This window comes from Aquibacillus saliphilus (assembly GCF_020404745.1).
Classification (GTDB): domain Bacteria; phylum Bacillota; class Bacilli; order Bacillales; family Amphibacillaceae; genus Aquibacillus; species Aquibacillus saliphilus.
Genome location: NZ_JAIZAP010000002.1, coordinates 52,454 through 69,868, shown reverse-complemented (window position 1 = coordinate 69,868; position 17,415 = coordinate 52,454). Strand labels below are relative to the sequence as shown.

The window sequence follows — 17,415 nt, the reverse complement described above, 5'->3', positions numbered from 1 at the left end:
ATATGTTTAATTACATGATTGCGACAATATGAATACTAAGAGTGAGGGATTTATTTGAAACCATACGGCGCGTTACTAACACTTAGTTTTATTTGGGGGATGTCTTTTTTATTTATTAAATTACTTCTTCCCTACGCAGGACCATGGGCAATAGTCTTTTTACGATGTCTGTTTGGTGTATTACCTTTATACGCTATTTTGTTTTTAAAAAGAAGAGATGAGTTATCGAAAAAACAACCTTGGAAAGCCCTACTTATTGTGGGAATGCTAAACGTAACCGTACCTTGGATGCTAATCAGTCTGAGTGAAATGAAAATTATGAGTAGTACTGCTGCTATCCTTAATGCAACGACACCAATCTTAACTAGCTTGATTGGATTTTTATTTTTTTCTATATTATTATCGAATAAACAGTGGATTGGCATTATCATCGGATTTGTTGGTATCTTGATTTTGCTCGAATTTAACGTTATTCAGCTATTTGGTGATGATTTCATTGGAATTGGCACAATGCTTTTAGCTACTATTTGTTACGGGATTGCCTCACAGTATGCCAAAAAACATTTGAATCAAGATTCTGTCCTTGTAGTCTCCATAGCGACACTAACAGTAGGTACAGTCTTCAGTTTTCTCGGTATGACCTTAACATCCTCCTTTCCGTCAAGTGCATTTTCATCGTTAACTCCGATTGTTGCAATAATTGGTCTCGGTATTTTTGGATCTGGCATATCTAATATATTATTCTTTTATATGGTTAAAGAAAAGAGTGCAGAATTCGCAACATCCGTTTACTATCTAGTACCGGTTACCGCAATGTTATGGGGTGCTTTGCTTTTGGACGAGCCGTTATCAACCAATTTACTATTTGGGTTATTATTTATTTTAGCAGGTGTTTATTTATCAGGGAAAAAGAAGGTGAAATTAGAATATAATTAAATTTTCCCATTAATATGGTGTTCATATAAATAAAATTAGAACCTGTTAGTACAATAAGAAGGAGATATCTAATGTTAGTTATTAATGCTAATCAACAAAAAAGTGTTATGAATATGAAAGAAGTAATTGATGCTTGTGCAACCGCCTTACAAGAATACTCTGCTGGGCGAACAGAAACACCGATTAGAAGTACCCTTCCTGTTGAAAAGTTTCAAGGAAAGTCATTAACGATGCCATCAGTTGCTCCAGATGCTGGGGTAATGGGCCTAAAGCAGGTTAATTCCTTTCCAAATAATATAAAAGTAGGAAAAAAAAGCATTCATGGTGTTGTCTTCCTTTCCGACATCGAAACAGGTGAACCTTTAGCATTGCTAGAAGGATCTTATTTAACTGTTATCAAAACTGGAGCTGTATCCGGGCTTGCTACGAAATTGTTGTCCCGTGAAGACTCGAGTTCCTTGTCTGTGATTGGTACTGGAGAACAGGCACCAGGACTAGTTGAGGCTATCATGACTGTTCGATCAATTAAGGAAATATTCTTGGTGAATCGTACCCGGTCAAAGGCAGAAGAGTTTCGAGAGGAATTACTGAGACAATACAGTACTGATGACTTAACTATTACTGTACTAAGTGATGCCGATGAAGCGGTCGCCAAGGCTGATATTATCGTTACATCTACCGGTTCAACTACACCAGTTTTCTCCGCTGACAGCGTTAAGCAAGGCACCCATATTAATGCGGTAGGAGCATTCCAACCTACTATGCAAGAAATACCCTCACAAATAGTCGCCACCGCTGATAAAATTTTTGTGGAATCAATAAGTGCTGCCTTAGAGGAAACGGGAGACTTACAAATACCAATAAAAGAAGGTGTATTTCAAGCTAGTGACTTGGACGGTGAGTTAGGTACACTAATCGATGGTAAACTAACTGGCCGTATTAATGACCAAGAGATTACCTTGTTTGAGTCGGTTGGATTAGCTGTGGCTGATATCATCGTGGCTGATTTATTATATAAAAAAGCACTCAAGTCTGGTAACGGCACTCACGTAGATATTTGACATTCTATAGAAAATAATAAAACAACTTGGCTCTACGGGTTACCAAGGAGCCAAGTTGTAAATTTAGTTTTTATCCTTTAAACAACCGAGCATTAATTGCAACTACAACCGTACTTAATGACATTAATACAGCACCAACAGCAGGACTTAATACAATTCCTAACGGATAAAGAATACCAGCTGCAAGTGGGATGGTTACTATATTATATCCAGCGGCCCACCAAAGGTTTTGAATCATCTTTTTATACGTTGATTTTGATAGCTCAAGAATCGAAACAACATCTTCGGGATTACTTTTCACTAAAATCACATCAGCTGTTTCCATCGCTACATCTGTACCAGCTCCTACGGCTATACCAAGGTCCGCATTTGCCAAAGCAGGTGCATCATTAACACCATCACCTGTCATCGCAATTTTTAATCCTTGACTTTTTAATGCTTTTATTTTCTCGGCCTTTTCATGTGGTAACACTTCTGCGATGACTTCGTCTAATTTCAATTGATTAGCTACCCACTGGGCAACTTTAGAATTGTCTCCAGTCAACATGATCGATTGCACATGTAAATCCTTCAAACGAGAGACTGCTCGCTCTGCACTTTCCCTTACTTTATCTGCTAGGGCAATCATCCCTGCCAATTCATTACTTATTAATACGAATACAACTGTTTTACCTTCTTCGGAGAATTCCTCAAACTTTTGCGCTTGATAGCTTATTTGTTTTTCTTCCACATATCCTGGACTTACAATTAATATTTCTTTTCCGGCTATAACTCCTTTTAACCCTTTTCCTGTCATTGATTCGAATTTTTCAGGCTCAGTTAAAGTAAGTTTTTGGCTTTTAGCCTCTTCTACTATGCCTTTTGCAATTGGATGTTCTGATTGCGCTTCAAGTGAGGCAGCAATTTGTAACAAATCGTTTTTCTGATACCCTTCTTCAGTAACAATTTCTGTTATACCAAATTCACCTTCAGTTAATGTACCTGTTTTATCAAATACAATCGATTGTATATTTCTTGCTTCCTCAAAGTTTGCTCGATTTCTAATTAATAGTCCTCGCTTTGCCGCTAATGCAGTTGATCTCGCAACTACTAATGGCGCTGCCAGACCCAGTGCATGGGGACAAGCAATGACCATGACTGTTACCATCCGTTCTAACGCATAATCAAACGGAAAGCCTATCACTAACCAAACAATTAGTGTAGTGAAACCAGCAAATAGCGCTAGATAAAATAGCCATTTAGCTGCACGATTAGATAAGTCTTGTGTTTTAGAACGAGACTCCTGTGCTTCTTTTACCATTTTGACTACTTGAGATAGGTAGCTGTCTTCTCCAGTCTTTTCAACTTGGAGCGTCAAAGAGCCTTCCCCATTTATCGATCCTGCTATAACTTGATCATCTGTAGTTTTTTCAACTGGTACTGATTCACCCGTTAGCATCGATTCATTTACATCTGATTGTCCTTTTTCAATTAATCCATCAACAGGGACTTTCTCCCCGGGTTTGACAAGCACCTTATTTCCTTGCACTAATTGATCCACCTTAACATCTTTCATGTCACCATTTTCACCGATTAGATGAGCTTCTGAGGGGATCATTTTTACTAATTCTTCAAGTGCATTAGATGCACCCATTACTGATCGCATTTCGATCCAGTGACCTAGCAGCATGATAACTATAAGAGTAGCTAGTTCCCAGAAGAAATTACTCCCTGAAAGCCCAAATACGGTCAAGGAACTATATACATAGGCAACCACGATCGCTAGTGCTATAAGTGTCATCATTCCTGGATTCTTTTGTTTGAGTTCATCATAGGAACCGGTTAAGAATGGTTTTCCACCATAAAAAAAGATGAAAGTTGCTAAAGCAAATAAAACATACATAACACCAGGAAAGCTAAATTCATATCCCAAAAATGATTGAATCATCGGTGAAAAAATCAAAATAGGAATAGTAACTATTAATGAAATGTAAAATCTTTTTTTAAAATCATCAAGCATGTGGCTATGATCGTGCCCACCATGTCCATGGTTATCATGATCATGGCCTTGATCACCATGTTCATGATCTTTGTGATGATCATAATTGATATTATCCTCATGGTGTTGGTTGTTATCTACATGTTTATGATTATCATGTTTTGTATTGTTTTTTCTATCCTTTTCATACTTTTCATCCATATTAATCCTCCTTATTGTCAGTACTATTAATTATGAATTTAGAGTTATAATAGACAAATACCCCCTATATGTATGAGAAAAACATATGAAATTACACACTTCATTTATGGTTATTGTTTATTGTTCTTCATAATGTAAAGTAGATACAGTTTAAGCAGACATTCTTTTTGAAATAAGCAACCATTGGATGCTAAAGAATCCAATTTCTCTCTTTTTTAGTATTAAATGCAAACAAAACCACTCACCTATCAAATAGGTAAGTGGCTTCTTATACTAATCTGTATTGTTAGTGTCATCTAACTTGAAGATGATAAATAATCAATATCATAATAACCGCCATCAGGATACAACATATAATTGGGATATAGCTTGATATTGGTAATTATAAAATTGACTCACTATCCAAAAAATAAAATCATCTATTTAATAGTATCTTTTTTCTTATCCTTAAGGAAAAAAAGACGGCAACGATTACTATAACGAAAACAATTAGAAAGGTACCACTCTCTTGTTCGGATTCTTCCACAATTTTCTGATCTACTTTGTTTGTCTGCTTATCTTTTTCCTCATCTTCAACTTTCTTTGATAGCTTAAAAGTCACATTAAGATCATCCGATTTTTGATTTATGGTTAACTTCCCATCACTTGATAGCTTAGGTTTAACCTGTTCGCCTACAGACTGTGTGAAGTAAAGATCATCTTGAATTTCATATACTATTCCTTCTTCATCGGTATATTCTTTTCCTTGTTCGATTTTATTGGTCTTAAAATTATCAAAACCATAGTCCAATAATTTTGTTGTATCATTGTAGGCATCTACTTGCGGAGCTTTTAGAACAACGGCTATTAGACTAATATTATTACGTTGTGCAGTTGTTATTAAAGTAAATCCAGATTCCGTTACATATCCTGTTTTACCTCCCGTTATTCCTTCATATGGTTGTTCTCTCATTAATTTATGATGTGTATAAAGTGTCGTATCCCATGACTCACCATTCCAATTTAATTGTTTTGTACCAATTATATCTCTGAAGACTTTATTTTTCATTGCATATTGAGTTATCTTTGCGAGATCAGTTGCAGTAGTTACATGGGCTGGATCAAATAAGCCATGTGGATTTTCAAAATTCGTATTGTTAACACCTATGGTATTTTTCAGATACTTATTTAGACTATCCGAAAAATTCATAACCGAACCTTCAAGGTGTTCGGCAATAGCCACGCCTGTATCATTGCCCGAATTAATAATTAATCCTTCTACTAATCTTCTTAATGATAGTTGTTCTCCTTCATCTAAAAAAACACTTGAACCACCTGTTGACCTTGCCTTTCTACTAACTGTAACAATATCATCTAGGTCCCCTGTTTCGATTGCATAAATTGCCGTTGCAATTTTGGTCAAACTAGCAGGGTACATTTCATTATCTGGGTATTTTTCATATAAAACTTGTCCAGTTTTTTCATCTATTAAAAGCGCTGATTCACTTACTATATTTGGTGTCTTCGAACTTTGATGAGCATCTGCTTCTGCTATAGATAGCTGATTTATTAAAATAATTAATACAATAATAGTTATACACTTATTCATGTTGAACACCTTTCTAAGAAGTCAGTTGATTCCTAACAATAGTATAATTTAAATATGTACAGACTAGGTGTATTTTTTAAAAACGTCATATAGATGTTACTTTTGTTAACAAATTGAAATTATTTTGAAATCTAAAAAGCACACAGAAATTGCTGCGTAAAGTAGCGACTTCTGTGTACCTACAAAAAAATTACTGTTCAAATTTAATCTTAAAAGATCCACTTTTACCAATAAGTTAACGTGTCTAAGACTCCTAAGAAAATTAATACCCATCCGGCAGCAATTTGTACCATTTTACCTATTCTTCTTCCTTTTTTCATAAAAGTACCACCTAGTTCAAAATACCAAATTAAGAATATCGCAATTAATAGTGGCACTGAGGTACCAAGAGCAAAGACAGTTGGTAAAATTGCGCCATAAGTTGTAGATAGAACAATCGGCATAAGAGTAATAAAAAATAAGATAAACATAGTGGGACAAAACGCCAATGTGAAGCTAACTCCCATTAAAAAGCTTCCTAGTTTACTGTCCTTTATATATCTCTCTGGAATTTTTCCTAGATGAATACTCCAATGAAACTTTAAAAAACCGGCCAAGAAAATTCCTATAAGAATCAAAACCGGTCCTATTGCTTTTCTAATAACTGGGATAATTGCTGTAAAACTTGACTGAAACTCCATTCCTAGAAGCCAAACAATAAGTCCCAATCCTGAAAAAACAAGAATTTTACCAAGTATAAAAAAGCAGATATATACCCATGGTATATTTTTCTGTAACGAACGATTACCAAAGATAGTAATTGCACCTAAATTCCCGGTGAATTGACACGGGGCAACAGCCCCTACAATTCCAAGTAACAATGCTGATAAGATAGGAACTGCTTCCCATTGGTTAGCTAAACTTAGAAAAGGAGAACTAAGAAAGTTACTAATATTACTAAAAAATTGATACATATAATAATTCACTCCTAGAATTGCCTTGCTAAAGTCAACGATAACTTCTACATGTACTACTATTATTATAACGGAAAGATTCCATCAGTTTTCATATAAAACATCATAAGATTAAATTAGATTCATTCAGTTAAATTCTTAGTTAGACAGTCAATACCTATCAGCTTCTTAAAACACTGGACCTACTTGATTTATCCATAAAAGTACCATCCCAATAACTACAGTCAATTCAATAGGATATTTATTAACGTTCCCTGATTGTGTGACAAATTAATCTCCCCTTATTTAGAATTCCTACATATAGTATTCATGGGTAGTTATCCTTGGGACATAAATTTGACTACTTTATTCCATTTCAAATCAGCAAAAACCACAAAAAAAAATCCAGGAGTTGGATTCATCCCGGATTTTACAACTTAATATATTGGTGTATTTTCACTTGTCGTGTTTTCTAATAATTCTTTAACTCTAGCAAGGAACTGGCCGCATACTAAACCATCCAATACTCGGTGATCTAATGATAAACATAGGTTAACCATATCTCTTGCGGCAAACATATCATCGATGATTACTGGTCTTTTCACGATAGATTCCACTTGTAATATTGCTGCTTGTGGATAGTTGATTACTCCCATTGATTGAACTGAACCGAACGAACCAGTGTTATTTACCGTGAAGGTCCCATCGCTCATATCTTCTGAAGTTAATTTACCGTTGCGCGCTTTACCTGCTAGTGCAGCGATATCTTTAGCAATTCCTTTAATACTTTTTTCATCTGCGTACTTAATTACTGGTACAAATAATTCTTGGCCTTTTGCAACTGCGATTGATATGTTAATATCCTTACGCTGGATAATCTTATCCCCTGCCCACGAACTGTTGACTTGCGGAAATTCTTTTATGGCCTTTGCGATTGCTTTTACAAAGAACGCAAAGAAAGTTAGGTTATACCCTTCCTCATTTTTAAACTTATCTTTAACACTACTTCGGTATTTAACTAAGTTCGTCACATCAACTTCAACCATCATCCATGCATGTGGGATTTCCGTTGACGAACGGACCATATTTTGGGCAATGGCTTTACGAACACCAGTTACCGGAATTTCAGTGTCTCCATCGGCTGACTGAGCATAGTTCGTTTGTGTAGCTTGTTTATTTTCAACAGGCTCTCTTTCACCTTCAGTTGAAGAAACGGCTTTATCGCTCGCCGATGGGATAACACCTGAGTTGATAATTTTCTCAACATCTTTTCTTGTAATTCGTCCACTTTTTCCAGACCCGTTAACCTTGGTCAAATCAATATCATTTTCCTGTGCTAGACGCAGAACAGCAGGAGAATAACGCGTTTTCATTGATCGATCATCGGTAGTAAATGTTTCTTCGATTGCTTCATCTGCGGTCTGTTTTTCCTCAGGTTTATTTGCTTGTCCAGTGGTTTCTTCATTAGCAACTTCCATGTAACACATCAGTTCTCCAACAGAAATAGTGTCACCTTCAGAGACTACTATTTCCTTAATTGTTCCTGTAAAAGAGGATGGAACTTCCGCATTAACTTTATCTGTCATCACTTCAGCTAATGGATCATATTTATTGACATGATCTCCCTCTTTGACAAGCCATGTACTAATGGTTCCTTCTGTCACACTTTCACCAAGCTGGGGCATGTTAATTTTTTCTGAACTCAAGTTCATATCCCTCCTTATTTGTTAAAATTCAGCAAGTTCACGTATTGCTCGTTCTACTTTGTCCGGGTTTAACATGAATTCTTTTTCAAGCGTCGGAGCATAAGGCATTGATGGTACCTCAGGTCCTGCTAATCGTTTAATTGGTGCATCTAAATCAAATAAACAGTTTTCAGCTATGATCGCTGATACTTGTCCAATGATACTTCCCTCTTTATTATCTTCAGTAATTAGTAATACTTTACCAGTTTTAGAAGCTGCTTCGATAATTCCTTGCTGATCTAATGGATAAACAGTACGGAGATCCAACACATGGGTACTAATACCTTCTGCCTCAAGTTTTTCAGCTGCTTGTAATGCAAAATGAACACATAATCCATATGTAATGACGGTTATATCTGTTCCTTCACGCTTTACATCCGCTTTCCCAATTGGAAGGGTATAGTCATCTGTTGGGACTTCACCTTTTATTAGACGGTATGCTCGCTTATGTTCAAAGAAAAGAACAGGATCTTCATCCCTAATGGCAGACTTTAACAGTCCTTTTACATCATATGGGGTAGATGGCATCACAATCTTTAATCCAGGTTGGTTAGCAAAAATTGATTCAAGTGACTGTGAATGGTAAAGTGCTCCATGGACTCCGCCACCATATGGTGCTCGGATTGTAATTGGACATGTCCAGTCATTATTTGAACGATATCTAATTTTAGCTGCTTCGGATAATATTTGATTAACAGCAGGTAAAATAAAGTCAACAAACTGCATTTCTGCCACAGGTCTCATTCCGTACATCGCAGCACCAATTCCAACACCTGCAATCGCCGACTCCGCAAGCGGCGTATCTAATACCCTGGCTTCTCCAAATTGATCGTATAACCCATCGGTTGCACGAAACACTCCGCCACGCACACCAACATCTTCACCAAGGACAAACACTTTTTCATCTCGTTCCATTTCTTCTTTTAATGCGCGTGTGACAGCCTGTATATAACTCATTACTGGCATTGATAATCCCCCTCCTCACTCAGCGTAAACGTGGTCAAATAACGTTTTTGGGTCAGCATATGCTGCTTTTTCCGCATAATCGGTTGCATCGTTTATGACTTTCATAATCTCTTCTTTATACTTTCCTTCTATTTCTTCTGTTAATAAATTTAATTCTCTTAAATAGGTTGAAAATGATTTTAATGAATCTTTCTCTTTAGCTGTTTCAACCTCTTCTTTTGTACGATAACTGCGATCATCATCATCACTGGAATGTGGTGTTAACCGGTATGATACAGTCTCTACTAATGATGGTCCATCGCCATTTCTGGCCCGGTCCGCTGCTTGTTTAACCGCTTGATAAACAGCAAGAGGATCATTTCCATCTACAGTAACACCAGGCATACCATAACCCTGTGCTCGATCTGACACCTTTTCGCAAGCAAGTTGTTTACTTACTGGCACAGATATCGCATATTGATTATTTTCAACCATGAATATGACCGGAAGTTTTTGTACACCTGCAAAGTTAGCACCTTCATGAAAATCCCCTTGATTGGAGGAACCTTCACCGAACGTAACTAGACTTACAAAGTCTTTCTTCTCCATTTTTCCTGCTAACGCAATACCTACTGCGTGTGGCACTTGTGTTGTCACCGGTGAAGAACCTGTTACGATACGGTTTTTCTTTTGCCCAAAATGTCCTGGCATTTGCCGACCGCCTGAATTAGGGTCTTCAGCCTTGGCAAAGTTAGAAAGCATCAATTCCTGTGGTGTCATCCCAAACGCTAAAACGACACCCAAGTCACGATAATATGGAAGAACATAATCTTTTTCTCGATTTAATGCGAAGGCTGCACCAACTTGAGCAGCTTCTTGCCCTTGGCAGGAAATCACAAAAGGAATTTTCCCTGATCGATTTAGTAACCATAATCTTTCATCGAATTTTCGAGCTAAAAGCATTGTTCGGTATATATCCATTACTTGATCATCTGATAACCCTAACTCTTTATGCCTGTTCTTTGTCACGCTAGCCCTCCTAACTGAATTAGCCATGTATTTTTCTCCCCTCTATTGCCATCGCCACTTCACTAATTGATTCTGACAAGGTTGGATGCGGGTGAATACTCTCAGCTATTTCCAAAGGCGTTGCATCCAATAATTTTGCTAAAGAAGCTTCTGAAATCAAGTCTGTAACATGCGGTCCAATCATATGGACTCCTAACAAATCACTTGTTTTATTATCGACAATCATTTTGACAAAGCCATCTGATTCCCCATAAACAAGTGCCTTTCCTATTGCTTTAAATGATGTCTTAGCTGTTTTTATATCGTAGCCTTGTTCGATTGCTTGATTTTCCGTTAATCCAATTCTCGCTATTTCAGGATTGGAATAAACACAAATTGGAACATTTTGATAGTTCACCTGTATCGGTGATTGATCTGCCATATGTTCAACAGCAACCAATCCTTCATGTGAGGCAACATGTGCTAATTGCATACCGCCGATAACGTCACCAATGGCATAGATGTGAGACTCTTTTGTTTGATAGAACTCGTTTGTTTCTATATACCCGTTATCCGTTTTTAAAATGTCTGTATTTTCTAAACCAATGTTTTGAACATTAGGTTCTCTACCAATCGAAACTAATAGTTTTTCAGCTTGAAAGCTCTTATTATTGTCTTTATGTTCTGCTTGAATTTCTATTCCATCTTCCTTTTTTAACGTTTCCGGAAGCACTTTTGCATTGGTAACTATAGCAATTCCTTTTTTCTTTAATAACCTTTGAGTTTCTTTCGATATTTCTTCGTCTTCATTAGGCAGGATTCGATCGGCATATTCTAAAACTGTAACATCGACATCAAAATCAGATAGCATTGATGCCCATTCAATACCAATCACGCCACCACCAACAATAATGATTGACTTCGGTAGCTGATCCAATTCGAGTGCATGGTCTGAATTTAAAACAAATTCACCATCTGACTCTAAACCAGGCAGTTCTTTTGGCCGGGACCCTGTTGCAATTAAAACATTTTTCGGGATAAGCATTTCGTTTTCTTCCCCGTTATTCATTTCAACAGAAATTGTACCAGCGCTTGGGGAAAATATTGATGGACCCAAAATCCTCCCGAACCCGTGATAAATATCTATTTTCCCCTTTTTCATTAGACCTTGTACACCATTATGTAATTTTTCTACTATGTTATTTTTTCGTAATTGCACTTTTTCAAAGTTAATCGTCGGTTGACTTAATTCAACTCCGAATTCATCTGCTAGTTTTGTCTGTTTGTACACTTCTGCGCTTCGGAGTAATGCTTTTGATGGAATACAGCCTTTGTGTAAGCACGTTCCTCCAAGCTTATTACTTTCAACAATCGCAGTCTTTAACCCTAGCTGTGATGCACGGATAGCAGCGACATATCCACCAGTACCTCCACCGACTACAACTAAATCATATTCATAAGCCATAGTGAATACTCCTCTCTACCTAATTAGGATACTTCTTAGGAGCTTCCTCCTCTTTAAGTACACGTAATGTACCTTTAGCCAAAGCTTGCAATTCATTTTCACCAGGATAAACGAGTATATCCGCAATCCAATCAACACGCTTAGAAATTAATGAGATAAACTCTTTTGCATAAGCAAGACCGCCAGTAAGAGCTATTGCATCAACCTTACCCGCTAATACTGCACTCATCGAACCGATTTCTTTAGCGACTTGATAAGCCATTGCTTGATAAATCTGGTCTGCTTTTTGGTCACCATTTTTAATCCTTTTTTCCACTTCGAGTGCATCATTTGTTAGTAAGTGACCCATTAACCCACCGTGACCAACAATCTTCTTCATCATTTCCTCACGATAATATTCTCCAGAAAAACACATTGATATCAATTCTCCAGCTGGTACGGTCCCTGCTCTTTCAGGTGAGAAAGGACCATCCCCATGCAATCCGTTATTAACATCGATGACCTTTCCATTTCTGTGAGCACCGACCGTAATACCTCCACCCATGTGTACGACAATTAAGTTCACTTCATGATAAGAACTGCCAATATCAGTCGCAGCTTGCCTTCCAACTGATTTTTGGTTTAATGCATGGAATATACTTATTCTTGGGATTTCTGGAACACCTGAAACTCTTGCAATCTCGTCTAGTTCATCAACCACGACTGGATCGACTATATAGGATGGAATATTCAATCCACTTGCAATTTCAAAGGCAAGAATACCGCCAAGGTTTGAAGCATGCTCTCCGCTATAGCCAATTCGTAAATCTTCAAGCATTTCCCCGTTAACTTCATAGGTTCCGCCTTCTATCGGACGTAATAGCCCTCCCCGTCCACAAACGGCACTTAGTTTTGAGATATTAATTCCTTCATAATCTAATTCATCTAAGATAATCTTTTTTCTGAATTCATATTGATCGTTGACTCGATTATATAAGTTAATTTCTTCCACGTTATGTCTAATTACTTTTTCGAAAATACACGTTTCATTATCAAAGACACCTATCTTGGTAGAAGTCGATCCAGGGTTAATCACCAAAATTCGATTTTTGTGTTGCAAAACGATCCCCTCCACCTACTATCTTCTACTCAAAATATGGTGCTCGTTCATTAAGAATTGACTTCTAGATTGTTTCATGGTTAAAATCCGCTCTTCTGCCAATCGGTCAGCTGCAACATAGGTAGGGATACCGTCTCTTCTAGAAATCTCAAATACTCTTGATAAGTTATCATAAATCTTTTCAACACTTTTAAATGCTCTTTCTTTGTTGTAACCACTTAGTTCGTCGGCAATATTTATTACACCACCGGCGTTAATAACAAAATCTGGGGCGTAGACAATTCCTTTTTCATGCAGGATATCACCATGTTTTGTTTCTTGAAGCTGATTATTAGCTGCTCCTGCGACTACCTTAGCTTTAAGCTTTGAGATGGTATCATCATTAATTGTGGCACCAAGCGCACAAGGTGCATAGATGTCACAGTCAACTGCGTAGATATCACTTGGATCTACTGCTTTAGCACCAAAGGCTTCAACTGCTTTATTTACAGCTTGTTTGTTAATGTCGGTGACAATTAGATTTGCTCCTTCACCATGGAGATATTCACACAATGTATAAGCGACATTACCAACACCTTGGACCGCAACTGTTTTACCTTCTAACATGTCAGACCCAAAAGCTTCCTTAGCAGCTGCTTTTATTCCTTTATATACACCATATGCGGTTACTGGTGACGGATTACCGGACGATCCAAATGCTGGAGAAATCCCTGTAACAAAGTCTGTTTCTTCGTGAATAAGATCCATATCATATACAGTTGTTCCAACATCTTCGGCTGTTATATAGCGTCCATTTAACCCTTGAATAAATCGACCAAAAGCTCTAAACATCGCTTCATTTTTATCTACTTTCGGATCACCAATAATAACTGTTTTACCGCCACCTAGGTTTAACCCTGCGGCTGCGTTTTTATAAGTCATTCCTTTTGATAACCTTAACGCATCAACAATAGCTTCTTCTTCAGATGCGTAAGTCCACATTCTAGTTCCACCTAATGCCGGTCCGAGTGTTGTATCATGAATAGCAATAATAGCTTTCAAACCAGAATGTTTATCTTGACAAAAAACCAATTCCTCATAATCGTAGCTTTCCATATATTTAAAAATTTCCATAATTATTCCTCCTAAATCTTCTCTACGTTGTTTTAAAAAAGCGAAAACTCTTATTTCTATTTACTACTGCTAGTTAAGGCGACAAGAGGGCAAGTGATAAAGAATATAACTTACTATCAGATGTATCTGACCTAGAAGTTAATACAATTGGAGCTTTAGCACCGCATATCACTCCAGCCACTTTTGCTTTGGAAAAATAAATAAAAGACTTATATAAGGCATTCCCGACTTCAATTGTTGGAACTAATACTACATCCGCTTGACCTGCCACTTCAGAATCAACTTTTTTTTGCTTAGCCGCTTTAGCTGAGACTGCTACATCAAAGGCTAATGGCCCATCAACTAAACAATCTTTAATTTCTCCAAGCTGTTGCATTTGTTTTAACTTTGCTCCATCAGTTGTTGCTATCATAGCAGGATTGACAGTTTCCACAGCTGCTAAAACAGCAACTTTAGGATGATCTATATCTAAGCTCCTGGCTACCTCAACAACGTTATTTAAGATTTGCACTTTTTCGTTAAGAGTAGGAGCGATATTCATTGCTGCATCTGACAAAAAGATCAATTTTTCGTGATTAGGTATTTCAAACAAGGACACATGTGAAAGTATATTACTTGTCCTTAAACCAAATTCCCTATTTAGCACTGCTTTTAACAACAGCTTAGTAGGTAAATTGCCTTTCATTAAAACTTGTGCAACCTTATTGTCAACAGCTTTGACAGCCTGTACTGCAGCATCTTCATTTGAATCCACATGGACTACAGAAACAAATTCAGTTATCAAGTGTAAGTCTATTTCTGCTGCTAAGCGTTCAATATTCTGCTTATCACCGAACAATAAGAAATTACATAATTCTTGTTTAATTGCTGATTTAACGGTATGTAATACTTCAAGATCTGTTGCTTGTGCAACAGCAACCGTTTTCTTATTCTTGATAGCAATTCGTCCCAAAAGTTCTTCCAAGTTCTTCATCATTTACCTCCAGGAAACATGATATAGTAATATATCATGCAATTAACATGCCAACACTTGTTTTTTTAGCCATTCATTTTATAATTTTTCTATTTTGAATCAAATAAAACCCTTTTTTGCACTGTTTTGTATTTTTTTAAACTTTTAATTTAGATGTATAATAAACTAGTTATCATTTATTAGACTATGCAAAATCATTCATTTTGAAATATTTTGCATGTCATCTTTTTCAATTTTATATTTTTCCATTTTGTAATAAAGATTTCTAATCGAGATACCTAGAGCAATTGCAGTTTTCGTCTTATTGAAATTATTCGCGATAAAAGCTTGCTTAATAATTCGATGTTCGTGGGCCTCAACGGAATGCTGTAATGTTTCCAGGTTCCACTTAATTCCGCTCTCCTCTGGTTGTTTTATTTTTTTTGCAGGAATTAATTCCGGAATATGCTCTAGTTGAATCACTTCTTCATTAACCTCCATATAGATCATTGCTCGACTTACGACATTCTCAAGTTCTCTTATATTACCTGGCCAATGGTATTGTTTTAAATAATCAATCGCTTTACCCTCTATCGAATTGACATTTCTGCCGTAATCTTCATTAATTTTATAAATGGAATTATACACCAAATCTTCTAGGTCAGAGATTCTTTCTCTCAGAGAAGGTATATAAATTGGTAACCTATTCAAGCGATAGTATAAGTCTTCCCTGAACTCCCCTGTCATAATTGCTTTTTCTAAATTAACGTTCGTTGCGGTAATAATTCTTACATCAATAACGACCGGGTTTGTACCACCGACTCTAACAATTTCATTTTCCTGCAGAACACGTAATAATTTCGCCTGCATTTGAAGGGAAAGTTCACCAATCTCATCCAAGAAGATACTTCCATTATTCGCTTCTTCAAAGTAGCCTTTTTTACCACCTCGTTTAGCTCCCGAAAAAGCACCCTCTTCATAACCGAATAGCTCACTTTCCAATATAGACTCAGCAATTGCAGCGCAGTTTACACGAATGAATTTATTATGCCTACGATCGCTTTCATTATGAATAGCATGAGCAAACAATTCCTTACCTGTTCCAGAATCTCCTCTTAAAAGCACGATCGCAGGGGTTTTTGCCCCGACTTTAGCTTGTTCAACAGCCAACTTCATTTCATTAGAAGTACCGATGATATCATCAAACGTATATTTAGCTTCTAAGTTTCGAATGATTTGTCTAGCTCTTTTCAATTCACTTGTAAGTGATTGAATCTCAGATACATCATGCAAAACCCCTACACTACCTTTAAGTTTTCCATCTACGATAATTGGCGCTACATTTACTAAGACATCCCTATTAGAAGGACCTACTTTTAACCGAACACCTCTTACCGGTCTCCTTGTCTTCAATACCTTCATATGCATGCTTTCGCCTTCAGAAATATCCACTGAAGCAGGTTGTCCAACAATATCCTCTTCTGTTAAACCAGTTATCTTCGTGTAAGCCGGATTTACCATAATACCATTTCCATCTTCATCTACCACGCTAATCGCTTCGTCTGATGAATGAAATATTGCTTCCAACATTTTCTTGACTTCTTTTAAACCCGTTACTTCTTCTGCTAACTCAACAATCTCTGTTATATCTCTGAATACAGCAAAAGCTCCCTTTAAATTTTGTCTAGAATCAATAATCGGAATTCTTGTTGTGATTATTTTTTTGCCATTTTCTAATACAAGCTTTTGATTGACTTCTTGTTTTCTTGTTTTTAAAATTTGTGGAAGTCTTGATTTTTCTATCAATTGTCGGATTGGATTAGAAATAAAATCCGCTCTATTAATACCTACAATTTCTTCAGCTCTTTGATTTACAAACGTAACTCTCTCATTAAGATCAATGACAATCATACCTTCATTAATGTTATTAAGAATCAATTCCTGATTATCTGTTTGTAATTTCAATTGTTGTAAAAGTGTTTCTTTATCTTCCATTAATTCAGCTGTTATGTAAGCTACCGATCCGGGTATAACAACTGTATTGTGATTTCTTTTTTTAACAATTTCATTCAAAATTTCTTGCGATCCTGTTGTTTCAATGATTATATCGATATCTTCATTAATCCATTGACGCCAGTCATCACTAGTTTTAATATCATTTCTTTTTGCTAGTCGTAAACCAGGTGCATTTGCATCAATATCAACAATTGCCATAATTTTCATTCGTTCTACATCTTTGAGCAGCTTAAGTAGAGCCGTTCCGCCCTTACCAGCACCAATAATTAATACTTGCTTCATTCATTTATCACATCCTGCATTTTTTTGCATGTATTCATCTTATACCGAACTGCATAATTTGGCAAGAAGTCATCAGTTTTCATACTTCCAAGGC

General features: G+C 36.6%; 13 protein-coding genes. 2 read left to right on the top strand and 11 right to left on the bottom strand.

Going from position 1 to position 17,415, the window contains the following annotated elements; all coding sequences use genetic code 11:
• Window positions 1-54: 54 nt before the first annotated feature.
• Both LD272_RS02870 and LD272_RS02865 read left to right on the top strand, forming a co-directional pair.
• The gene (locus LD272_RS02870; RefSeq protein ID WP_226035087.1) at window positions 55-936 is read left to right on the top strand and encodes a DMT family transporter; all 882 of its coding nucleotides are present in this window, start codon (window positions 55-57) and stop codon (window positions 934-936) included.
• 71 nt (window positions 937-1,007) lie between these two features.
• Window positions 1,008-1,997 carry an ornithine cyclodeaminase family protein gene (locus LD272_RS02865; protein ID WP_226035086.1) on the top strand — a complete coding sequence of 330 codons (990 nt, stop codon included), beginning with the start codon at window positions 1,008-1,010 and terminating at the stop codon, window positions 1,995-1,997.
• Window positions 1,998-2,067: 70 nt separating this feature from the next.
• On the opposite strand, the gene LD272_RS02860 is transcribed toward LD272_RS02865, so the two are convergent.
• From LD272_RS02860 to LD272_RS02810, 11 genes are all read right to left on the bottom strand, one after another.
• Entirely contained in the window at window positions 2,068-4,176 is a 2,109-nt protein-coding gene (locus tag LD272_RS02860; protein ID WP_226035085.1) for a heavy metal translocating P-type ATPase, read from the bottom strand.
• Window positions 4,177-4,591: 415 nt separating this feature from the next.
• Entirely contained in the window at window positions 4,592-5,764 is a 1,173-nt protein-coding gene (locus tag LD272_RS02855; RefSeq protein ID WP_226035084.1) for a D-alanyl-D-alanine carboxypeptidase family protein, read from the bottom strand.
• Window positions 5,765-5,988: 224 nt separating this feature from the next.
• A complete protein-coding gene (locus LD272_RS02850; RefSeq protein WP_226035083.1) occupies window positions 5,989-6,717 on the bottom strand; it encodes an urease accessory protein UreH domain-containing protein in 729 nt (242 codons plus the stop codon).
• Between the two features lie 416 nt (window positions 6,718-7,133).
• Window positions 7,134-8,402, bottom strand: coding sequence for a dihydrolipoamide acetyltransferase family protein (locus LD272_RS02845; protein ID WP_226035082.1), 1,269 nt, complete (start codon window positions 8,400-8,402; stop codon window positions 7,134-7,136).
• A gap of 21 nt (window positions 8,403-8,423) precedes the next feature.
• Entirely contained in the window at window positions 8,424-9,407 is a 984-nt protein-coding gene (locus tag LD272_RS02840) for an alpha-ketoacid dehydrogenase subunit beta (RefSeq protein ID WP_226035081.1), read from the bottom strand.
• Window positions 9,408-9,422: 15 nt separating this feature from the next.
• The gene (locus LD272_RS02835; RefSeq protein WP_226035080.1) at window positions 9,423-10,442 is read right to left on the bottom strand and encodes a thiamine pyrophosphate-dependent dehydrogenase E1 component subunit alpha; all 1,020 of its coding nucleotides are present in this window, start codon (window positions 10,440-10,442) and stop codon (window positions 9,423-9,425) included.
• Window positions 10,435-11,859 (bottom strand): dihydrolipoyl dehydrogenase, encoded by a 1,425-nt coding sequence (lpdA, locus tag LD272_RS02830; RefSeq protein WP_226035079.1) that lies wholly within the window; start codon window positions 11,857-11,859, stop codon window positions 10,435-10,437. The genes LD272_RS02835 and lpdA overlap by 8 nt, the downstream gene beginning before the upstream one ends.
• A gap of 19 nt (window positions 11,860-11,878) precedes the next feature.
• Window positions 11,879-12,958: a butyrate kinase gene (gene buk / locus LD272_RS02825; RefSeq protein ID WP_226035078.1), complete on the bottom strand. Its 1,080-nt coding sequence runs from the start codon at window positions 12,956-12,958 to the stop codon at window positions 11,879-11,881.
• Window positions 12,959-12,976: 18 nt separating this feature from the next.
• On the bottom strand, window positions 12,977-14,071 hold the full coding sequence (bcd, locus tag LD272_RS02820) for a Leu/Phe/Val dehydrogenase (protein ID WP_226035077.1): 1,095 nt from the start codon (window positions 14,069-14,071) through the stop codon (window positions 12,977-12,979).
• A 73-nt stretch (window positions 14,072-14,144) separates the two neighbouring features.
• Window positions 14,145-15,044 carry a bifunctional enoyl-CoA hydratase/phosphate acetyltransferase gene (locus tag LD272_RS02815; protein WP_226035076.1) on the bottom strand — a complete coding sequence of 300 codons (900 nt, stop codon included), beginning with the start codon at window positions 15,042-15,044 and terminating at the stop codon, window positions 14,145-14,147.
• Window positions 15,045-15,242: 198 nt separating this feature from the next.
• Complete coding sequence (locus tag LD272_RS02810; protein WP_226035075.1) at window positions 15,243-17,321, bottom strand: sigma-54 interaction domain-containing protein; 2,079 nt, start codon at window positions 17,319-17,321, stop codon at window positions 15,243-15,245.
• Window positions 17,322-17,415: the final 94 nt, after the last annotated feature.